20 protein-coding genes are annotated in these 21,300 nt (G+C 55.5%); 9 read left to right on the top strand and 11 right to left on the bottom strand.

Annotation, left to right across the window (positions count from 1 at the left end; all coding sequences use genetic code 11):
• The first annotated feature begins 26 nt into the window (after positions 1-26).
• Complete coding sequence (locus NQ230_RS18165) at positions 27-3,116, top strand: beta-galactosidase (protein ID WP_257258532.1); 3,090 nt, start codon at positions 27-29, stop codon at positions 3,114-3,116.
• Between the two features lie 38 nt (positions 3,117-3,154).
• Here the strand turns inward: NQ230_RS18165 and NQ230_RS18160 are convergent, their stop codons facing one another.
• Complete coding sequence (locus NQ230_RS18160; protein WP_121425581.1) at positions 3,155-3,976, bottom strand: nickel/cobalt efflux protein RcnA; 822 nt, start codon at positions 3,974-3,976, stop codon at positions 3,155-3,157.
• Between the two features lie 133 nt (positions 3,977-4,109).
• On the opposite strand from NQ230_RS18160, the gene NQ230_RS18155 reads away from it, so the two are divergent.
• Positions 4,110-4,382: a metal/formaldehyde-sensitive transcriptional repressor gene (locus tag NQ230_RS18155; RefSeq protein ID WP_121425580.1), complete on the top strand. Its 273-nt coding sequence runs from the start codon at positions 4,110-4,112 to the stop codon at positions 4,380-4,382.
• Entirely contained in the window at positions 4,379-4,495 is a 117-nt protein-coding gene (locus NQ230_RS23085) for a metal-sensitive transcriptional regulator (RefSeq protein ID WP_503467201.1), read from the top strand. The genes NQ230_RS18155 and NQ230_RS23085 overlap by 4 nt, the downstream gene beginning before the upstream one ends.
• Here NQ230_RS23085 and pdeB read toward each other — a convergent pair.
• Complete coding sequence (gene pdeB, locus NQ230_RS18150; protein WP_213821135.1) at positions 4,488-6,053, bottom strand: cyclic di-3',5'-guanosine monophosphate phosphodiesterase PdeB; 1,566 nt, start codon at positions 6,051-6,053, stop codon at positions 4,488-4,490. The genes NQ230_RS23085 and pdeB overlap by 8 nt on opposite strands.
• Before the next feature lie 219 nt (positions 6,054-6,272).
• On the opposite strand from pdeB, the gene NQ230_RS18145 reads away from it, so the two are divergent.
• Both NQ230_RS18145 and ykgO read left to right on the top strand, forming a co-directional pair.
• Positions 6,273-6,533: a type B 50S ribosomal protein L31 gene (locus NQ230_RS18145; RefSeq protein WP_010428154.1), complete on the top strand. Its 261-nt coding sequence runs from the start codon at positions 6,273-6,275 to the stop codon at positions 6,531-6,533.
• A gap of 2 nt (positions 6,534-6,535) precedes the next feature.
• The gene (gene ykgO, locus NQ230_RS18140; RefSeq protein WP_003859006.1) at positions 6,536-6,676 is read left to right on the top strand and encodes a type B 50S ribosomal protein L36; all 141 of its coding nucleotides are present in this window, start codon (positions 6,536-6,538) and stop codon (positions 6,674-6,676) included.
• Here the strand turns inward: ykgO and NQ230_RS18135 are convergent.
• On the bottom strand, positions 6,673-7,383 hold the full coding sequence (locus NQ230_RS18135) for a GNAT family N-acetyltransferase (RefSeq protein ID WP_257258530.1): 711 nt from the start codon (positions 7,381-7,383) through the stop codon (positions 6,673-6,675). The genes ykgO and NQ230_RS18135 overlap by 4 nt on opposite strands.
• A 101-nt stretch (positions 7,384-7,484) precedes the next feature.
• Between NQ230_RS18135 and pdxR the strand changes: the two genes are divergently transcribed.
• A complete protein-coding gene (gene pdxR / locus NQ230_RS18130) occupies positions 7,485-8,945 on the top strand; it encodes a MocR-like pyridoxine biosynthesis transcription factor PdxR (protein WP_257258529.1) in 1,461 nt (486 codons plus the stop codon).
• Here pdxR and NQ230_RS18125 read toward each other — a convergent pair.
• The 6 genes from NQ230_RS18125 to acrA all read right to left on the bottom strand — a co-directional run bounded on the left by NQ230_RS18125 (position 8,917) and on the right by acrA (position 15,752).
• Positions 8,917-9,384, bottom strand: coding sequence for a YlaC family protein (locus NQ230_RS18125; RefSeq protein WP_121425576.1), 468 nt, complete (start codon positions 9,382-9,384; stop codon positions 8,917-8,919). The genes pdxR and NQ230_RS18125 overlap by 29 nt on opposite strands.
• Before the next feature lie 117 nt (positions 9,385-9,501).
• The gene (gene maa / locus NQ230_RS18120; protein WP_159513576.1) at positions 9,502-10,053 is read right to left on the bottom strand and encodes a maltose O-acetyltransferase; all 552 of its coding nucleotides are present in this window, start codon (positions 10,051-10,053) and stop codon (positions 9,502-9,504) included.
• A 205-nt stretch (positions 10,054-10,258) separates the two neighbouring features.
• Positions 10,259-10,477 carry a hemolysin expression-modulating protein Hha gene (hha, locus tag NQ230_RS18115; protein WP_008499287.1) on the bottom strand — a complete coding sequence of 73 codons (219 nt, stop codon included), beginning with the start codon at positions 10,475-10,477 and terminating at the stop codon, positions 10,259-10,261.
• A gap of 27 nt (positions 10,478-10,504) precedes the next feature.
• On the bottom strand, positions 10,505-10,879 hold the full coding sequence (tomB, locus tag NQ230_RS18110) for an Hha toxicity modulator TomB (protein ID WP_008499288.1): 375 nt from the start codon (positions 10,877-10,879) through the stop codon (positions 10,505-10,507).
• 510 nt (positions 10,880-11,389) lie between these two features.
• The gene (gene acrB / locus NQ230_RS18105; protein ID WP_063145542.1) at positions 11,390-14,536 is read right to left on the bottom strand and encodes a multidrug efflux RND transporter permease subunit AcrB; all 3,147 of its coding nucleotides are present in this window, start codon (positions 14,534-14,536) and stop codon (positions 11,390-11,392) included.
• Positions 14,537-14,558: 22 nt separating this feature from the next.
• Positions 14,559-15,752, bottom strand: coding sequence for a multidrug efflux RND transporter periplasmic adaptor subunit AcrA (gene acrA / locus NQ230_RS18100; RefSeq protein ID WP_023310601.1), 1,194 nt, complete (start codon positions 15,750-15,752; stop codon positions 14,559-14,561).
• Positions 15,753-15,892: 140 nt separating this feature from the next.
• On the opposite strand from acrA, the gene acrR reads away from it, so the two are divergent.
• On the top strand, positions 15,893-16,546 hold the full coding sequence (gene acrR, locus NQ230_RS18095; protein WP_257258527.1) for a multidrug efflux transporter transcriptional repressor AcrR: 654 nt from the start codon (positions 15,893-15,895) through the stop codon (positions 16,544-16,546).
• 112 nt (positions 16,547-16,658) lie between these two features.
• Positions 16,659-20,015, top strand: coding sequence for a mechanosensitive channel MscK (gene mscK / locus NQ230_RS18090; protein ID WP_121425573.1), 3,357 nt, complete (start codon positions 16,659-16,661; stop codon positions 20,013-20,015).
• Between the two features lie 32 nt (positions 20,016-20,047).
• Here the strand turns inward: mscK and rsmS are convergent, their stop codons facing one another.
• Positions 20,048-20,221: a pleiotropic regulatory protein RsmS gene (gene rsmS / locus NQ230_RS18085; RefSeq protein ID WP_023334736.1), complete on the bottom strand. Its 174-nt coding sequence runs from the start codon at positions 20,219-20,221 to the stop codon at positions 20,048-20,050.
• 14 nt (positions 20,222-20,235) lie between these two features.
• Positions 20,236-20,763, bottom strand: a complete 528-nt coding sequence (priC, locus tag NQ230_RS18080; RefSeq protein WP_159513578.1) for a primosomal replication protein N'' — start codon at positions 20,761-20,763, stop codon at positions 20,236-20,238.
• Positions 20,764-20,813: 50 nt separating this feature from the next.
• On the opposite strand from priC, the gene NQ230_RS18075 reads away from it, so the two are divergent.
• Entirely contained in the window at positions 20,814-21,191 is a 378-nt protein-coding gene (locus tag NQ230_RS18075; RefSeq protein WP_024906851.1) for a DUF454 family protein, read from the top strand.
• Positions 21,192-21,300: the final 109 nt, after the last annotated feature.

Genomic DNA, 21,300 nt, shown 5'->3' with positions numbered 1-21,300 from the left:
TGTGAGCGCTTCGCAAAGAGGTTAACATGTCTGACACTCCCTCGCTGACCCTCAGCGCCCTCCTGGCCCGTCGGGACTGGGAAAACCCCGTAGTTACCCAGTGGAACCGTCTGGCCGCACACGCGCCGTTGCACAGCTGGCGCAATGAGCCTTCGGCCAGAGATGACGCCGGATCTGCCAGAAGGCAAACTCTCAACGGGCTATGGCGGTTTAGCTACTTTACCGCGCCGGAGCAGGTTCCTCAGGCATGGGTAACTGAAGATTGCGCGGATGCCGTTGCGATGCCCGTACCGTCTAACTGGCAGATGCAGGGGTTCGACACGCCCATCTATACCAATGTCACCTATCCCATTCCCGTTAACCCACCTTTTGTGCCGCAGGAAAACCCAACCGGTTGTTACTCGCTCACATTTGAGGTGGATGACGCCTGGCTTCAGAGCGGGCAGACCCGCATCATCTTTGACGGCGTGAACTCGGCGTTTCATCTGTGGTGCAACGGACAGTGGATAGGCTATTCCCAGGACAGCCGGTTGCCCGCCGAATTTGACCTCTCGGCGGCACTACGCCCCGGACAGAACCGCCTGGCGGTCATGGTATTGCGCTGGTGTGACGGCAGCTATCTGGAAGATCAGGACATGTGGCGCATGAGCGGTATCTTCCGCGATGTGACCTTGCTGCATAAACCCGAGACGCAGATTGCCGATTATCACGTCGTTACGGATCTGAATGCGGAGATGGACCGCGCGGTGCTGAAGGTTGATGTCACGCTGGCAGGCGCTGGCTTTGCGGACGGCGAGGTGGTCTTTACCCTGTGGCGCAAGGGGGAAAAATGCGCCAGCGTCTCCCGACAGCCGGGATCTGCCATTGTTGACGAGCGCGGCAGCTGGGCCGAGCGCTTAACGGTAACAATCCCCGTTGAGACACCTGCGCTCTGGAGTGCGGAAACGCCGGAGCTGTATCGCCTGACGATGGCGCTTCTTAACTCGCAGGGTGAGGTGCTTGAGATAGAAGCGTGCGACGTGGGCTTCCGCCGCGTTGACATCAGCAATGGTCTGCTGAAGCTCAACGGTAAACCGCTGCTGATCCGCGGGGTTAACCGGCACGAGCATCACCCGGAAAACGGCCAGGTGATGGACGAAGCGACCATGCGTCGCGATATCGAAATCATGAAGCAGCACAGCTTCAACGCCGTGCGCTGCTCGCACTACCCGAACCATCCGCTGTGGTACCGACTTTGCGATCGCTACGGGCTGTACGTCGTCGACGAAGCCAATATCGAAACGCACGGCATGGTACCGATGAGCCGCCTTGCTGACGATCCGCGCTGGCTGCCCGCCATGAGCGAGCGCGTGACCCGCATGGTGCAGCGCGATCGTAATCACCCATCAATTATCATCTGGTCCCTGGGCAATGAGTCGGGTCACGGCGCGAATCACGAGGCGCTGTACCGCTGGCTGAAAACCACCGACCCGACGCGTCCTGTGCAGTATGAAGGCGGCGGCGCGAACACGGCGGCGACCGATATTGTTTGTCCAATGTACGCCCGGGTCGATTGGGATCAGCCGTTCCCGGCAGTGCCTAAATGGTCAATCAAGAAATGGATCGGCATGCCGGATGAAACGCGCCCGCTGATCCTCTGCGAATACGCCCACGCGATGGGAAATAGCTTCGGCGGGTTTGCAAAATACTGGCAGGCGTTTCGCAGCCATCCTCGCCTGCAGGGTGGGTTTGTCTGGGACTGGGTCGATCAGGCCCTGACGAAACGGGACGACGATGGCAATACGTTCTGGGCGTACGGCGGAGATTTTGGCGATAAGCCGAACGACCGGCAGTTCTGTCTTAACGGGCTGGTGTTCCCCGATCGCACGCCGCACCCGGCGCTGTACGAGGCGCAGCGCGCCCAGCAGTTCTTTACCTTTACTCGGGTCAGCACCTCTCCGCTGGTGATTGAGGTGCAAAGCGGCTATCTGTTCCGCCACACCGATAACGAAGTGCTGAACTGGACGGTTGCCCGGGACGGGGACGTGCTCGCTGCGGGCGAGGTGACGCTGGCGATGGCACCTGAAGGCACTCAGCGCCTGGAGATTGCCCTGCCGGAGCTGAACGCCGGGCCGGGTGAGGTCTGGCTGAACGTTGAAGTGCGCCAGCCGCGGGCAACGCCGTGGTCACCGGCAGACCATCGCTGCGCGTGGGAGCAGTGGCCGCTTCCGGCTCCGCTCTTTATTGCTCCGCCAGCCGCGGCGGGCGAGCCGCCGGTGTTAACGCAAAGCGATCGCATCCTGGAGATCGTCCATCGTCAACAGCGCTGGCAGTTCGATCGCGCATCCGGAAACCTGACTCAATGGTGGCGAAATGGCGTTGAAAAGCTGCTTTCACCTCTGACGGATAACGTCAGCCGCGCGCCGCTGGACAACGACATTGGCGTGAGCGAAGCGACGAAGATCGATCCGAACGCCTGGGTTGAACGCTGGAAAGCGGCGGGCATGTACGATCTCACTCCGCGCGTGCTGTACTGTGAGGCTGAGCAGCACGCAGGCGAAGTGGTGGTCACAACCCAGCATGTCCTTGAGTATCGCGGCAAGGCGCTGTTTCTGAGCCGTAAAGTCTGGCGGATAGACGAGCAGGGGGTTCTGCATGGCGATATTCAGGTCGATATGGCGTCTGATATCCCTGAACCCGCGCGGATTGGCCTGAGCGTTCATCTCGCCGAAACGCCGGAAAACGTTCGCTGGCTTGGGCTGGGGCCGCATGAAAACTACCCGGACAGAAAGCTGGCGGCGCAGCAGGGACGCTGGACGTTACCTCTCGAAGCCATGCACACGCCGTATATCTTCCCGACGGAAAATGGTTTGCGCTGCGATACCCGGGAACTTGTGGTGGGAATGCATCAGCTGAATGGCCATTTCCACTTCTCGGTGAGCCGCTATAGCCAGCAGCAGCTACGAGAGACAACCCATCATCACCTGCTGCGGGAAGAACCGGGATGCTGGCTCAACCTCGATGCGTTCCATATGGGCGTGGGCGGCGACGACTCCTGGAGCCCTAGCGTCTCGCCGGAATTCATCCTGCAGACACGTCAGCTTCGCTATACCTTCAGCTGGCAGCAGAACCCTTAACTGACCAGAAGATGCGGCCACCGGGCGTGGCCGCACGCTTACCCCAGAATGCCGTTCAGGCCATGCAGGCTCATATAAATTCCTACTACGGTAATCAGCGCTGCGGAGATCCACGGCGCTTTACGGGAGAATTCGCTAAACCCGGGCCAGCGTTTTGTCGCATGTTTGAGGCTTAAGGCGGCAATCGCGCCGGAAGCGACCAGCGTTAACGCCAGACCGATGCTGAAGCTAAATACCAGCGTCGCGCCGAGGGCAAAATGCTTTAGCTGAAGGCAGATCAGCAGAACGGTGATGGACGCCGGGCAGGGGATAAGCCCGCCGGTCAGGCCAAACATCACGATCTGTCCGGTGGTGACGTTTTGACCGCTGAAGCGGCGGTTAATATCCTGCGCGTGCGCGCGCTGGTGGGCGTCCTGCCACTCTTCGTCAATCAGCGTGTGCTCGTGGTGATGATGATCATGATGGTGGTCATGGTCATGGTCATGGTGGTGATCATGGTCGTGATGATGATCGCGCGGCTGGCTCTCTTTCCAGGTTCGCCACGCCATCCACAGGGCAATCGCAACGATCAACACCCCGGAGATCAGCTGGAACCAGGGTTCGGACGTATGCGCATCCCAGCCCCGACCAAACCACAGTCCCGCCATGGCAACGAGCCAGACCACTGCCGTATGGGAGAGCGTGGCCGCCAGGCCGAGCAGTACCGCCTGTTTCAGCGTGCCGCGGATGGCCACAATAAAGGCGGCCATCATTGTTTTTGAGTGGCCCGGCTCCAGGCCATGTAGCGCACCGAGCAGGATAGCGCTGGGAACAAACAGCCAGGCATTGCCCTGCTGAAGGAGTGAAGCAAAATCGGTCATGGGAAATTCCGGAGTGGAAAGCGTGCGAAGATACTACTCCCCCCCAGTAGTTTAATACTACCCCCCAGTAGAAAAATACTCAGGGGGAGTAGAGCGTGATATGCTTTAAAAGCTAAAAACAAGGGATACAGAGATGTCACATACCGTTCGCGACAAGAAAATGTTACTGACTCGCCTGAAGAAAATTCAGGGGCAGAGTCATGCTCTGGAAAAAATGCTCAACAGCGATCACGAATGCGCCGAGGTGTTACAGCAGCTGGCGGCGATCCGCGGGGCGGTCAATGGCATGATGATGCAGGTGATCGAAGGGCATTTAACCGATCATGTGGTGAAAGAGCCTGAAGAAGCGCAGCGTGAAGCCGATCTTGGCGTGGTACTGCGGGTGATGAAGTCCTATCTCAAGTGATGCAGGTGATCGAAGGGCATTTAACCGATCATGTGGTGAAAGAGCCTGAAGAAGCGCAGCGTGAAGCCGATCTTGGCGTGGTACTGCGGGTGATGAAGTCCTATCTCAAGTAGCGTGCGTGCCGAGGTTATTTTCTGCCCAGAGAATGAATTCCGCTTTTGGCAGCGCTTTGCTGTAGTACCACCCCTGCCCGTACTGCACGCCGTGTTGGTGAAGCCAGGCGAGCTGCCCTGCGGTTTCGACACCCTCCGCCACCATCGCCAGCTTCAGCGACTTCGCTATTTCAATGATGTGCGGCGTCACGTTTTTATATTCCAGCGCATCCACGAACGACTTGTCGATTTTTAGCGTGTCGACGTCCAGATCCTGCAGATAGCTCAGGCTGGAATAGCCCGTGCCAAAATCATCAATATAGACAGGGTGGCCCGAACGACGGAATGCCGCGATAGCCGGTGCGCTTATTTTGGGGTCGGCAAAGCCGCGCTCGGTGAGCTCAAGGGCGATCTGTCGGGGATGGATTTGCCACTTATTCAGGAGCTGACTCAGCAGCGGCGGCAGGATGCCGGAGGTTAAATCAGCAGGCGCGAGGTTGATGGAGATATGCTGATCCGGATGGCGCTGCAGCCAGTGGCCCATATCTTCAAACACCTTTTCGATGACGAGCTGCGTCAGCTGCGAAATGAGCCCCGTTTGCTCGGCAAGGGGAACAAAGATATCAGGCGACAGACTGCTTCCGTCCGGCTGGGGCCAGCGCGTCAGCGCTTCGGCGCCCACGATCTTTCCGCTGCACAGCGCCACGATGGGCTGATAGTGAACCACAAAATCGCGGCTGTTAATGGCGTCAAGCAGGCGATTGCGCGGCGACTGGATACGGCGCAGTATCCGCAGGACAAAGAGCGCGGCAAGCAGGCTCATCAACATGCCGAACGGTAACCAGAAAAGCAGCTGCCGGTGCCAGGTTTCAGCCAGCGGTTTAAGCGTTGCCCATGCGACGACGGTAAACCCCAGTTCAGGTACAGACTTCATGACGTACATTGAACCGTTGTACTGCACGCTGCCGGCACCCTGTTCCTGAATCATGTCGCGGATGTGGGAATCGAGCTTATTGCTGCTGGCGAATATGCGGTGCGTTGTGCTTCCTACCAGGGCGGCATCAATCGCTATCTCGCCGAAAGGGATCACGTCCACCAGCGAGGCAGGATCGACCATCACAAGGTAGTGGCCTTTCCCCAGCACCGCCATGTAGCGGTTAAACCCAAGATCGTTCTGCGTGGTCAGCCAGGCGCTGTAGCCATCTTCGGTAATGCGCATCGGAGGGGGAAAAGGGGCCGAATGACTGGTTTGCTCCAGGGAGGAGCAGAGCGGGCGAAGGTTATCGATATAAATCACTTCCTGGACATATCGCCATGAGAAAGCAACCCGGCGCATCTCCCTTAATTGCAAAGGGCTACACGGCACGCCCTCAAAGGCCTGCAGGTGATCGAGCGCTTCCTTTGCCTGATCCACAACCCGGTCGGTTCGTACCAGCACGCGTGAGGCATAGTTTTCCAGCGCATCGACAAATTTATCTTCCGCCTGGCGATGGGCCAGCCAGATGCTCAGGCAAATGGGGACCAGCACGGAAAAGATAAGTACGCCAGTCACCAGACTGACCAGATGTCGGGTTTTCATGCTGTCGTGTCCTTCCTCGTATACCCGTTCCTGGGCATTGAGTTCCCTGCCTGAAGAGAAAGATTTTACCGCGAAATGATATAGTTATAGCACGTGGGGGGCGTGGTTTTCATTTTATCTAAGGTAAACCTGAAAATAACGTCAGAAGAGAGGGGTTGTTTTTTCAAACCGGCCTGGATATTATTTTGTTATGTTATAACAAAACATAAAGGATTTACGATGAAACCCGATATCCATCCAGCCTATCGCACCGTGGTATTCCACGACACCAGCGCGAATGAATATTTCAAGGTTGGCTCAACCATTAAGACCGACCGCGAAATTGAACTCGACGGTGAAACATATCCGTACATCACCATCGAGGTTTCTTCAAAATCGCACCCGTTTTATACCGGTAAGCAGAAAACGTTCTCTACGGACGGCAGCGCAGCGCGCTTCCGCAAGCGTTTTGGCGGCTTTCTCAATGCGAAGCGGGGCTAACCATGCAGGTACTTAACTCATTACGCAGTGCAAAGCAGCGTCACCCTGATTGTCAGATAGTCAAACGCAAGGGACGCTTATACGTGATTTGCAAATCCAATCCGCGCTTTAAGGCGGTTCAGGGACGTAAAAAAAGACGCTAGACGCGCGTTTCTCGCCAGCTTTCCAGGGATCTTTTCTGTTTGCCATCGGCAGTAAAATTGTCGGTGGCAAGCCAGCTTTCAAAGGCGCTCGCCAGCGCCGGCCACTCTTTGTCGAGTATCGAAAACCAGTCGGTATCCCGGTTGTGGCCTTTTATGACCAGCGCCTGGCGAAAGCGTCCCTCAAACTGGAAACCCAGACGCAGTGCCGCCTTACGGGAAGGTTCGTTCAGGCTATTGCACTTCCATTCATAACGCCGATAGCCGAGGGTATCGAACACGTACCGCATCAGCAGATACTGCGCTTCTGTCGACATGGGCGTGCGGCTTAAAAGAGGCGAGAAGTGAACGTGCCCCACTTCCACGACCCCGTTTTTAGGATCGATTCGCATCAGCGACAGCGTCCCGACGGGGGACTGGGTCCGGTTATCCATCACGGTAAAGTGGATGGGATCGGATAACTCACTTACGCTCGCCACCCATTCGGCAAACTCCTCTGCGGTGGCATCGGGTTCACGCAGTAGCCACGTCCAGCTGCGGGTATCTTCGGCCAGGGAATACGCAGAGAACAGCGCGCGGGCATGCTCCACGCGCAGCGGCTCAAGCCGACAATAGTGACCCTGAAGGACCACCCGGGACGGGTGCTGACGGGGTTGCCAGTCGGTAAGCGCTTCGCCCACCGGCTGTCCGAACTGATTGAATGTCTTCATCTTAATTTCCGTGACGTTGAAAAGAGCTTCAGACTAGTGAATTGCTGGTTCCTTAAAAAGAACCACTGGGCTATGTTTTGATGGTGCCACGAGGAGGCGAGATGAATATACCGGGTGATGAATTTTATACCTTGCTCCATGCAGCCCTGAAAACACGCGGCGAAGAGACGCTCCAGCGCGCGCTCTACCATGCTTTGCGGGAGGCCATACTGTGCGGAAGGCTACGATCCGGCAGCCAGCTTTCCGGTTCGCGAACGCTTGCCCGGCAGCTCTCCCTTTCCCGGAATACCGTCAATGCGGCGCTGGACCAGCTCACCCTCGAAGGCTATTTGCAGCGTAATCGCCAGGGAACGCGGGTGGCACTGTTAGCTCACCGTTCCGTCCCCCGGACAATGCCGGACCCTGCCATCACGCTCGCAAAACGGGTCGGGCTGCTGCCTGCACCAGTGCCCCGGGACACACCTGTTCTGGCGTTTACCCCAGGCACGTCGGCCATCAACTATTTTCCTCTGCCGCTGTGGCGGCGATTGTACGACCGCGTGATGCGAGAGGAGGGAAATGCTCTGCTGGGGTATGGCGATCCAGCTGGCGAGCCGTCGCTGCGGGCGGCGATTGCCCGGCATCTCGCCCTGTCCCGCGGTATTGACTGCGACGCCAGTCAGATTGTGATCACGGAAGGCGCGCTTGAAGGCGTCAATCTCTGCACGATGCTGTTAAGCGAGCCTGGCGATGTCGCCTGGGTGGAAAACCCCGGCTATAGCGGGGCTAAGAGTGCGTTTGTTAAAACCGGCCTGGCAATGACGGGAATACCGGTTGATGACGAGGGAATGTGCTGGGAAGGTCTTGATGCGCCTGCTCCCTCGCTGATTTTTACCTCGCCTTCGCACCAGTACCCTTACGGAAGCGTGCTCAGCGCGCGGCGGCGGCTGGCGCTGCTGGAACTGGCCCGGCAGCACAACGCGTGGATCATTGAAGATGATTACGACAGCGAGTTCCGCTATGCCGGTGAGCCCGTACCGGCGATGCTGGGAATGGTCAACAATGCGCCCGTTGTGTATCTGGGAACGTTCAGTAAAACGCTGTTTCCGTCGCTCAGAATGGGGTTCATGGTGTTACCGCCAGCGCTGGCGAAAGCGGCTCGCCTGGCCATCGGCTCGCTGTTGCGTGGCGGGCATCGTGCTGAGCAGCGCACCCTGGCTCTGTTCATTGAGGAAGGTCATTACGCCCGCCATCTTGCCGCCATGCGTCGGCTCTACCGTAAACGCTACCGCCAGCTGCGGGAGGCGCTGAGCGCAGAGCTTCATTCTCCGCACCGCATTCTGGCAGGCGAAGGGGGAATGCATCTGACGCTGGCGATAGACGGTATTGACGACCAGAGGCTGGTGGAGCTGGCGAGGGCGTTTCAGCTGGCACCCGCTGCACTGAGCGGGTACTACCTGGAGGCGAAGCAGGGGCAGACCGGTCTGGTTTTAGGTTACGGCAATACCTCTGCTTCTCTGTTTACGCCGGGGATCCGACGCCTGCAGTCGTTAATTACGCAGCAGCAGGGCGGGAAAGGGTAAAGACATCATAGAAAGAGAGCTGGCCTTTGGTGGAGACCATTTTCTGCAGCTTCTCTTTTTGCCCGGCTTCAACCGCCGGAGAGTGCAGGATGTTTTCGATCAGCTCCTCTGGCACGTAACGCGTGTTGTACCATTCACCGTTGTAGCAGACCCGGAAATCGAGCACGTCGATATCTTCGTAACGGTAGCGCGGATTCACGTCGAAAAAGAAAAAGGCGTTAAAGACGACAAACAGTACAACCAGCAGCCAGACGGAGTCCACCAGCGTTTCGGATGTCAGCATCACAACAAGCGTCGCCAGCCAGGCGGCATACATGGCGACAAACAGTCCAGGATGTTTGCGAATAAAGCTAATGCTAAAGCGCGGGCGATTGTCGCGCTTTTCGCGGAGGTTAAGATCGTCGATGGTGGCGGTAAGCAGGCGCTGTATCTCGGTCATTATTTGCCTTCATGAGAGTTGACAATACAGGGTGTCTGCCAATTTTAGGGGAGCCATCAGGCTGAAAAAAGTAACAGTCTGGCCCTAAAAGACCATAACAGTTGGCTCCCCGTAACCTCACAGCGTTTTGATGATTTTTGCCGGGTTGCCGCCAACGACGACGTTAGCCGGGACGTCTTTCGTCACGACGGCACCGGAGGCCACCACCACATTATCACCAATGGTGACGCCAGGGTTAATGACCGCCCGGCCACCAATCCAGACGTTATTGCCAATCCTGACGGGTTTTCCAAACTCCACGCCGCTATTCCGTTCCTCCGCGTCCAGCGGGTGGGTGGCCGTATAAATATGAACACCCGGCGCGAGCATGCAGTTATCGCCAATATGGACAGGGCAGACATCCAGCATTACGCAGTCGAAGTTAGCGTAAAAGTTTTTGCCGAGATAAATGTTATATCCATAGTCGCAGCGGAAGCTCGGTTCTATATAAGCGCCTTCGCCTTGTCCCAGAAGTTCCGCCAGAATGTTCTGGCGTTCTGTTTTTTCATCAGGCGCGGTGTGGTTATAGCGATATACCAGATGGCGCGCCCGCAGTCGGTCGGCCCGTAACGTCTCATCGCCGGGGCGGTAAGGTTCACCGGCAATCATTTTCTGTTTTTCTAAGCTCATTGGAAACCTCTCTGGATGTGATTACCGCAGGGTAATCGGAACTGGCCAGGAGGGGAACGTTCCCGAAAAGCCGATGTGACTGGAGTCACAACATTGCTGCTGCTGAACACGTTTTACACGGAGACCTGGCTTACGCACAGGGAGCATAACGGGATAGGTAAATACTGAGAACGAGGCGTAGAACTCTACAGACACCCTTCAAAGATTAACGGACAAATTTCCACACAGAAGTAGGGATTTTGTCATACAGCTTATTCATTGTCAGTTCAGCAAGACGATGGTCAGCGGCTGAATAAAATACCGCCAGTTCATTATCCGAAAGCTCGTATTTATTCTTTTCAATGACGCGCTCAAGGGTGTCAATTGACTGACAACGTCGTAAGCGCATCAAATAATCGATCTTTGTGAGTGGTTTATCAGACATAAATTCACCTTAGTAATTGTAATAATTTTAACAGGAAAGACTAACCGGGTTAGCTCTGCTCACGTTGACGAAACAGCGGAATAGCCGGTTTCCCGATTTACGCCATTTTTGCAAATCCTGGGCGTTAATGCCGTAACTGCTGAACAACATAAAGGTGTCGTCCAGGTATTCATCAATTTGCTCAATGAGCTTATTATCTTCATTGTACTTAATTTTATAATTAAGTGCGAAGGTTGCGATATGCTCTATCAGCTCATTCAACTGTAAATTGATAGCAGACGTTGGATCGTTTACCCAGCCATGGTTGCTTTCATCAAGGTTGGCAAGGCAGTCATGGTACAAGGATTCGCAGAGAAATTTCAACTGCGCGATATCATGCCTTTTTGGCGAGTACTCGTCCATAGCGCATCCCCTTCTGAGTGATTTCTTACTCACCGAACATCATTGTCGGGATGGATACAACTGACTTAGCTACATGAGTGCTGTGTTCCTGATAACCTAACTATAAGCCACTCCTTCCTGGATTTCATCGCGCTATTACGAAAAATTACAAATAAAACCGCAGACTGCGAGCATCTACGCAAATGGTCGTCCTGGACTCAACTTTTTTATCCAAATTAACGAGTGTGTTTTATCGCTTCCTTACGTTTCATTGGCTTAGCAAAAATGATGAGAAAAGTTCAGATTCAGACTTATCTTTGTAAGAACTTCTTATTAGGAATATTCCTAATAGCTTAAGCGGAGAAATGAAATTAAAAAAATCCTGAATTCACCGATTAAGTTATCAGTTAATTATGATATGTCTATTTAAGATGGCAGAAAATAAATAGAACCACAATAAGCGTAATTTATGATTTTTTCTGAAAATGAAAAAGGCCGCTAATGCGGCCTTTTTATCATGTGAAACCGGTATCAGTGAGGTTCTACCGAATGACTGTGTTCAACATCTTCATTCTTTCGGCTAAAGCGGCGGCGAACCACCACGAAGAACACCGGTACGAAGAAGATAGCCAGTACGGTCGCGGTAACCATACCGCCCATCACACCTGTACCTACCGCGTTCTGCGCGCCGGAGCCCGCACCGGAGCTGATAACCAGCGGCAGTACGCCGAGGATAAACGCCAGTGACGTCATCAGGATTGGGCGCAGACGCATACGAACCGCCTCAAGCGTCGCCTCAATAAGACCTTTGCCTTCTTTCTCCATCAGATCTTTGGCGAATTCAACGATAAGTATCGCGTTCTTCGCCGACAAGCCAATGGTTGTCAGCAGGCCTACCTGGAAGTAAACGTCGTTGGTCAGTCCACGGAACGTTGCCGCAAGCAGTGCACCGATAACCCCGAGTGGAACCACCAGCATAACGGAGAACGGAATCGACCAGCTCTCGTACAGTGCCGCCAGACACAGGAAGACCACAATCAGTGAAATGGCGTACAGAGCAGGGGCCTGGTTACCGGACAGACGTTCCTGATAGGACATACCGGTCCAGTCATAGCCGATACCCGCAGGCAGTTTGCTCGCCAGCTCTTCCATCAGGTTCATGGCTTCACCGGTGCTTCGGCCCGGCGCTGCCTGACCCAGGATCTCCATAGACGGCAGACCGTTATAGCGTTCCAGACGCGGTGAACCGTATTCCCAGCGTGACGTTGAGAACGCCGAGAACGGAACCATCTGACCATTGCTGCCGCGCACGAACCAGTTGTTGATATCGTTCGGCAACATACGGTACTGCGCCTCTGACATCACGTAAACTTTCTTCACGCGACCGCGGTCGATGAAGTCGTTAACGTAGCTACCGCCCCAGGCTGCACCCAGCGTGGTGTTGATGTCACTGATGGATACGCCCAGCGCCTGGGCTTTCTCCTGGTCGATATCGATCTTGTACTGCGGCGTATCTTCCAGGCCGTTTGGACGCACGCCGACCAGCAGGTCAGGGTGTTTAGCGACTTCACCAAACAGCTGGTTACGCGCCTGTGTCAGTTTCTCGTGACCCAGACCGCCCTGATCAATCAGCTGGAAGTCGAAGCCGGTCGCGGTACCCAGTTCAACAATCGCTGGCAGGTTAAAGGCGAAGACCATCGCATCTTTAATCTGCGAGAAGGTGCCCATTGCACGGCCGGTGATGGCTTCAACCTTGTTCTTTTCGCCCGGACGTTCAGACCAGTCTTTCAGAGAAACGAAGGCAATACCGGTGTTCTGACCACGACCCGCAAAGCCAAAGCCGTTAACCGCAAACACGGATTCAACGTTGTCTTTCTCTTTGGTGAGGTAGTAGTCCGTCACTTCATCCAGCACTTTCTGGGTACGCTCTTGCGAGGCACCCGCCGGAAGCTGTGCCATCGTCAGGAACACGCCCTGGTCTTCATCTGGCAGGAACGAGCTTGGCAGACGAACGAACAGGAAAGCCATGCCCACCACGATGATGATATAGAGCAGCAGGTAACGACCGGTGCTGCGCAGGATGTTACCCACGCTGTCGGTGTAGTGGTGCGTGCTCTTATCAAACATGCGGTTAAACCAGCCGAAGAACCCTTTATGCTCCCCGTGACCGCCTTTCTGAATGGGCTTCAGCATGGTGGCACACAGGGCAGGGGTCAGGATCAACGCCACCAGCACCGACAGAGCCATCGCGGAAACGATGGTAATAGAGAACTGACGGTAGATCGCACCGGTAGAGCCCCCGAAGAAGGCCATCGGGATAAATACCGCAGACAGCACCATCGCGATACCGACCAGCGCGCCCTGGATCTGACCCATTGATTTACGGGTCGCTTCCTTCGGCGGCAGTCCTTCTTCCGCCATGACGCGCTCGACGTTCTCTACCACCACGATGGCGTCATCCACCAGCAGGCCGATGGCGAGCACCATCCCGAACATCGTCAGGGTGTTTATCGAGTAGCCAAATATCGACAGGATCGCAAAGGTCCCGAGCAGAACAACCGGCACGGCAATCGTTGGGATAAGCGTCGCGCGGAAGTTTTGCAGGAACAGGTACATCACCAGGAATACCAGGATGATCGCCTCAACCAGCGTCTTAACCACTTCGTGAATCGAGATTTTTACGAACGGCGTGGTGTCGTACGGGTAAACGATTTTCAGACCTGACGGGAAGAACGGTTCCATCTTCTTCAGCTCTGCGCGGATCGCCGTGGCGGTGTCCAGGGCGTTAGCGCCTGTCGCCAGTTTGATACCCAGACCGGAAGCCGGTTTACCGTTGAACTTCGCGATGATGTCGTAGTTCTCACCGCCCAGCTCAACTTTCGCCACGTCGCGCAGGCGAACCTGCGAACCGTCCTGATTCACTTTCAGCAGAATTTTGCTGAACTCATCGGCAGAGGTCAGACGGGTCTGCGCGATGATCGAGGCGTTAAGCTGCTGGCCTTTCACCGGCGGTGTACCGCCGAGCTGACCGGCCGCTACCTGGGCGTTCTGCGCTTTAATCGCGCTGATCACGTCAACCGGCGTCAGCTGGAAGTTGTTCAGCTTGTTCGGATCCATCCAGATACGCATCGCGTACTGGGAACCGAACAGCTGCACGTCACCCACACCGGAAGTACGGCTGATGGCGTCCTTCATGTTGGCGCCCACGTAGTCGGAAATATCCTCCTGCGTCATGGTGCCGTTGGTGTTGATAACGCCGACAACCATCAGGAAGCTACTGGACGATTTCTCGACGCTCACACCCTGCTGTTGTACTTCCTGCGGCAGCAAAGGCATTGCCAGCTGCAGTTTGTTCTGCACCTGAACCTGCGCAATGTCAGCATCCGTACCTGACTGGAAGGTCAGGGTGATCTGTACTGTACCGGTGGAGTCACTGTTTGAGGACATGTACATCAGGTTATCGATACCGTTCATGTTCTGTTCGATAACCTGGGTAACGGTGTCCTGCACCGTTTTCGCATCAGCCCCCGGGTAGGTTGCGGAAATTGTCACCGCCGGTGGCGCAATCGTTGGATATTGCGCGACAGGCAGCTTCAGGATCGCAAGTCCCCCGGCCAGCATGATGATAATGGCGATCACCCACGCAAATATGGGGCGATCGATAAAGAAATTAGGCATGTCTTAACGGCTCCTGTTTAAGTTAAGACTTGGTTTGTTCTGACTGGCCAGCGGCCGAAGCTTGTTGTTTATCGTCAGATTTCACTTCCTGTGCTTTAACCTGCGCGCCAGGACGAACTTTTTGCAAACCAGTAACAATCACGCGATCGCCATCTTTCAGACCTTCCGTCACCAGCCATTTATCGCCAATCGCCTGGGTAGCGGTGATATTGCGCGTTTCGACTTTGTCATCAGCACCAACAACCAGCGCGCTTGCATCGCCGCGTGGCGTACGGGTCACACCCTGTTGTGGAACCAGAAGTGCGGTTGGATTCGTTCCTTCTTCCAGACGTGCGCGAACGAACATACCTGGCAGCAGATTTTTGTCAGGGTTCGGGAAAATCGCACGTAAGGTGATGGAACCGGTGGTCTGGTCGACCGTCACATCAGAGAATTCCAGCGTACCTTCCTGCGGGAACTTGATACCGTCGTTGGTAATCAGCTCCACTTTGGCTTTGCCGTTTTCCTGTTTCAGGGTGCCGTTAGCCAGCTCCTGTTTCAGGCGCAGGAAATCATTGCTGGATTGCGTCACGTCAACGTAGATCGGATCGAGCTGCTGCACGGTCGCCAGCGCCGTGGTCTGACCGTTCTGCACCAGAGCCCCTTCCGTAACGGAAGACTTACCAATACGACCGCTGATAGGGGAGGTCACTTTGGTATAGGCCAGGTTAATGCGCGCGGTTTCGACAGCCGCTTTGGCTGCCACCACGGCCGCGTTAGCCTGCTGTGCATCTGCCAGGGCGGTATCGTAATCCTGTTGGCTGATGTACTTAGTGCCGAGCAGTTTTTGGTAGCGGTTCAGCGTCAGCTGGGCGATTTTGGCCGCGGCTTGCGCTTTTGCCAGGTCGCCTTTCGCGCTTTCATACGATGCCTGATAGGTTGCTGGATCAATCTGATACAGAGACTCACCGGCTTTCACATCACCACCTTCGGTGAAGTTACGCTTCAGGATAATGCCGCTAACCTGAGGACGCACTTCCGCAATGCGGTAAGCATTTGTACGGCCTGGTAATTCGGTGGTGATTTGTAGAGGTTCAGATTTGAGCGTCACAACGCCTACTTCTGGCGCCTGCTGAGCTCCTTGTTGAGCTGGTTTGTCGTCACATCCTGTAAGCGCTAAGCTGCCTGAGAGCATCAGAACGACCGCCAGAGGCGTTAACCCTCTGTTTTTGTTCATATGTAAACCTCGAGTGTCCGATTTCAAATTGATCAAGGGTCCTGAGTCTAAAACCCGTTGCTGCGTTTATATTATCGTCATGCTATGGTACATACATTCACAAATGTATGTAAATCTGACTCCTGTAAATTCACCCACCTATGGCACGAAAAACTAAACAACAAGCGCTGGAAACCCGACAACACATACTGGATGTGGCAATACGTTTGTTCTCTCAGCGGGGCGTTTCATCCACCTCGCTGGCACAAATTGCTCAGGCTGCCGGTGTGACGCGAGGAGCGATTTACTGGCATTTTAAAGACAAGTCAGATCTGTTCGGTGAAATCTGGGAGCTTTCAGAGTCCAGCATTAGCGATCTCGAGAGTGAGTATCGGGCAAAATTCCCCGACGATCCACTCTCAGTATTGAGAGAAATATTAGTATATATCCTTGAAGCGACGGTAGTTGAAGAACGTCGCAAATTAATGATGGAAATAATTTATCATAAATGCGAGTTTGTCGGCGAAATGGCGGTGGTGCAGCAGGCGCAACGCAGCCTCAGCCTCGAGAGCTATGACCGTATTGAGCAGAACCTGAACCTGTGTATGCAGGCAAAGCTATTACCGGCCAATCTCTTGACCCGCCGGGCGGCTATCCTGATGCGCGGCTACATCTCAGGTCTGATGGAAAACTGGCTTTTTGCGCCGCAATCCTTTGACCTCAAAGAGGAAGCCCGCAGCTACGTGGCGATTTTACTGGAAATGCTACAGCTCTGCCCAACGCTGCGCAGCGACGCGCCTTCGCTAACGGCCTGATCCCTTCCAGGATTTATCTCAGAGGATAACGTTCGCGCTATTCTGCTTCCGGCGAGCGTGATATTCTTCACGCCGGACTATTTTCGGTCATCTTCTGACATCATTCACAACTATGCTGCCCATCAATCGCTCGCAACATCCTGTTTTTGCATTGCTCTTTGCGATGCTGTTTTTCTTCGCCACGGCGCCGCTGACCTGGGCCCGCGCCGATAACAGCAACGATATTCCCTCGCGCGGCGATGTTCAGTCGCAGCTCGACACGCTGAACAAACAAAAAGAGCTCTCTCCTCAGGATAAGCTCATCCAGCAGGATCTGACGGAAACGCTGGAAACGCTGGATAAAATTGAACGCGTCAAAGCAGAAACTGCCCAGCTTCGTCAGAAGGTGGCGCAGGCTCCTGAAAATATGCGCAAGGCGACGGAATCGCTGAACGCCCTGAGCGACGTCGATAACGATACCGAAACGCGCAAGACGCTCTCAACGCTCTCTTTACGCCAGCTGGAGTCGCGCGTCGCGCAACTGCTCGACGACCTGCAAACCGCGCAGTCCGACCTCGCGACCTATAACAGCCAGCTTGTCTCCCTGCAAACCCAGCCGGAACGCGTGCAAAACGCGATGTACTCCGCCTCTCAGCAGCTGCAGCAGATCCGCAACCGTCTGAACGGCACAACGGTGGGAGAGGGCACGCTACGTCCGACGCAGCAAACCCTGCTGCTGGTTCAGCAGACCTTGCTCAATGCACAAATCGAACAGCAGCGTAAAAGTCTTGAAGGGAATACGGTGCTGCAGGACACGCTTCAGAAACAGCGTGATTACGTCACCGCGAACATTAATCGCCTGGAACACCAGCTTCAGCTGTTGCAGGAGGCGGTAAATAGCAAGCGCCTGACCCTGACGGAAAAAACTGCCCAGGAGGCCGTATCCCCTGACGAAACCGCCCGCATTCAGGCGAATCCGCTGGTGAAACAGGAGCTCGAGGCCAACCACCAGCTTAGCCAGCGCCTGATACTGGCGACGGAAAACGGTAACTCGCTGGTTCAGCAAAATATCAAAGTGAAGAACTGGCTGGATCGCGCGCTGCAGGCTGAGCGCAACATCAAAGAGCAGATTGCGGTCCTGAAGGGCAGCCTCCTGCTGTCGCGTATTCTCTACCAGCAGCAGCAGACGCTACCGTCCGCCGATGAGCTGGAGGACATGACCAACCGCATTGCGGATTTACGTCTGGAACAGTTTGACGTCAACCAGCAGCGCGATGCCCTTTTCCAGAGCGATACCTTTGTCGCCAAAATTGAAGAGGGGCATTCCAGCGACGTGAACCCGGAAGTGCACGACGCGCTGCTCCAGGTCGTGGATATGCGTCGCGAGCTGCTGGACCAGCTCAACAAACAGCTGGGTAACCAGCTGATGATGGCCATTAACCTGCAAATCAACCAGCAGCAGCTGGTGAGCGTCTCGAAAAGCCTGCAGGAGATCCTGACCCAGCAGATTTTCTGGGTGAACAGCAACAAGCCGATGGACTGGGACTGGATTAAATCCTTCCCGGAGACGCTGAAAACGCAGATCAAGAGCATGAAGATCACCGTGAACTGGGAGAAAGCCTGGCCTGCGGTGACGATTGCCCTGCTGGCGGGATTACCGCTGCTGCTGATTGCCGGCCTGATCCGCTGGCGTCTGGGCTGGCTGAAAAAATATCAGGCGAAGCTGGCGTCCGAAGTGGGGCAGCTGCGCAACGATAGCCAGCTCCATACGCCAAAAGCGATTCTGATCGATCTCATCCGCGCCCTGCCGGTGTGCCTGATTATTCTGGCCGTGGGCCTGATTCTGCTCACCATGCAGCTCAACGTCAGCGATCTGCTGTGGGCGTTCAGTAAAAAACTGGCGCTGTTCTGGCTGGTATTTGGCGTGTGCTGGAAGGTGCTGGAAAAAGACGGCGTGGCGGTGCGTCATTTCAACATGCCTGCGCAGCTGACCAGCCACTGGCGTCGTCAGATTGTGCGCATCAGCCTGGCGCTCCTGCCGCTGCACTTCTGGTCGGTTGTCTCTGAGCTTTCCCCGCTGCATCTGATGGATGACGTGCTGGGCCAGCTGGTCATCCTGCTGAACCTGCTGCTGATTGCGATCCTGATGTGGCCGATGTGCCGCGACAGCTGGCGTGATAAAGAGTCCCATAATATTCGCCTGGCCACCGTGACGGTGCTGGCGATCATTCCGCTGGCGCTGATGGTGCTGACGGCAACGGGCTACTTCTATACCACGCTGCGCCTGTCCGGGCGCTGGATTGAAACGGTCTATCTGGTGATCGTCTGGAACCTGCTCTATCAGACCGTGCTGCGCGGCCTGAGCGTGGCGGCTCGCCGCATCGCCTATCGTCGTGCCATCGCGCGTCGTCAGCATCAGGTGAAGGAGGGGGCCGAAGGCGCGGAGCCGCAGGAAGAGCCGACCATCGCCCTGGAGCAGGTTAACCAGCAGACGCTGCGTATTACCATGCTGGTAATGATCGCTCTGTTTGCGGTGATGTTCTGGGCAATCTGGTCCGATCTTATTACTGTTTTCGCCTATCTCGACAGTATTACCCTCTGGCAATACAACGGTACCGAAGCGGGCGCTGCGGTCATGAAAAGCGTGACCATGGGCAGCCTGCTGTTTGCGCTGGTGTCGTCGGTGGTGGCCTGGGCGTTGATTCGCAACCTGCCAGGCCTGCTCGAAGTGCTGCTCCTGTCACGTCTGAATCTTCGCCAGGGGGCTTCCTACGCCATTACCACGATCCTCAACTACGTGATCATTATTGTTGGGGCGATGACGGTCTTTGGCTCGCTTGGCGTCTCGTGGGATAAACTGCAGTGGCTGGCGGCCGCCCTCTCGGTGGGTCTTGGTTTTGGCCTGCAGGAGATCTTCGGTAACTTTGTGTCCGGCCTGATTATCCTGTTCGAACGTCCGGTACGAATCGGCGATACGGTTACCATCGGCACCTTCTCCGGTACGGTCAGCAAGATCCGCATTCGTGCCACCACCATCACCGACTTCGATCGCAAAGAGGTGATCATCCCGAACAAAGCGTTCGTGACCGAGCGTCTGATCAACTGGTCGCTTTCCGATACGGTGACGCGCGTGGTGATCCGCCTGGGCGTAGCCTATGGATCGGATCTGGAGAAGGTGAAAGAGGTGCTGCTCAAGGCGGCGTCAGAACATCCGAAAGTGATGCACGATCCGGCTCCGGCGGTCTTCTTCACCACCTTTGGGCCGAGTACGCTGGATCACGAGCTGCGTTTATACGTGCGCGAGCTGCGTGACCGCAGCTACACGGTGGATGAACTTAACCGCTCTATCGATCGTCTGTGCCGTGAAAACGATATTAATATCGCCTTCAACCAGCTTGAGGTTCACCTGCGTAACGAGAAAGGTGATGAGCATACGGAAGTGAAGCGCGAGATTAAGGGAGATGACCCTCACCCTAACCCTCTCCCTTGAAGGGAGAGGGAATAATCTGGTGCGGGCTGTTTTTACCCTCTCCCCTCAGGGGAGAGGGCTGGGTGAGGGGGAAGTTTTCCCTCAAAATCCCGCCGCACAATCTCCAGTGCCTTAAGCACCGTTTCGGCGGGGATCTCATGATTCTCCAGCAGCATAATCAAATCGACGGCCAGCTTGACCTCATCGGGTGCATTTTCCAGTGACATGGGTGTGGCTCCTGTTAACGGGTCAAACGTTCAATGACGCGCTCAATCTCATCCCGCGCCTGACGGCAGCGGACGATGCGTCCTTCCAGCGCGCTAATCTCGCGCATCAATAGCTGCTGCTCTTCCAGCGTTTCGCTGTTGTTCAGCCGCACTTCGCGTTCGCGCTTCATCTCAAACAGCCGGCGCTCAAACTCCTGGTTTTCCAGCCGCTTGCGCTGCCATTTACCGAGCCCCGGCGAGGCGCTGTCCCAGGCGCGCAGCGGCCAGGCGGCGATTTCGCGATGCAGAGCAGTGATCTGTTCAGTGAGATGCTCCGCAAGCCACGCCACCTGTTCCTGCTGTTCACTCTCAACCGCATGGCGAAGCTCGTCGAGGTTCGTCTGCGTTTCCGCCAGGTAATCCTGAATGACGGTGCTGCGAGTACGAAAAAGCTGTCGGTCAAAGCGCGGCTTCAGCGTGGCGTGCCCCATTAGCGGTGTAGCCTGCTCCCGCAGAGCAATCAGCTGATTTTGCAGCCTCTCAAGAAGCAGTGCTGTTTTCAAGGCGCTCTCCAGTGATAAAGTAGCCGTTCAGTTTGATAACGATTCGCATTATGAAGCGTACTATTTTAATCATCATTGGCTGGCTCGCGGTAGTGCTTGGCACGCTGGGTGTGTTTTTACCCTTACTGCCGACCACGCCGTTTATCCTGCTGGCGGCCTGGTGCTTCGCCCGCTCATCGCCGCGTTTTCACCACTGGCTGCTCTACCGCTCATGGTTTGGCGGCTATCTGCGGCACTGGCAAAAACACCGGGCCATGCCGCCCGGCGCGAAGCCCCGCGCGATCGCGGTGATCCTCATCACCTTCGCTATTTCATTATGGCTGGTGAAAATGATGTGGGTACGCATTCTGCTGCTGGCGATCCTGACCTGCCTGCTTTTCTTTATGTGGCGGATCCCCGTGGTTGATGAAAAGCAACAAAAGCACTGAAGCCTCATCATGGCTGTTGCAATTATCACGCGCAGCCAGTAAATTCGACCGTTTTCGAGCACAGGTGCGCCTGGTCAAAGGTTAAACAATTGTTGCCTTGGCCGACTCG

Source organism: Enterobacter asburiae, from assembly GCF_024599655.1.
GTDB lineage: Bacteria > Pseudomonadota > Gammaproteobacteria > Enterobacterales > Enterobacteriaceae > Enterobacter > Enterobacter asburiae_D.
The sequence above is the reverse complement of the archived record's forward strand: the minus strand, read 5'-3'. Positions and strand labels throughout refer to the sequence as shown.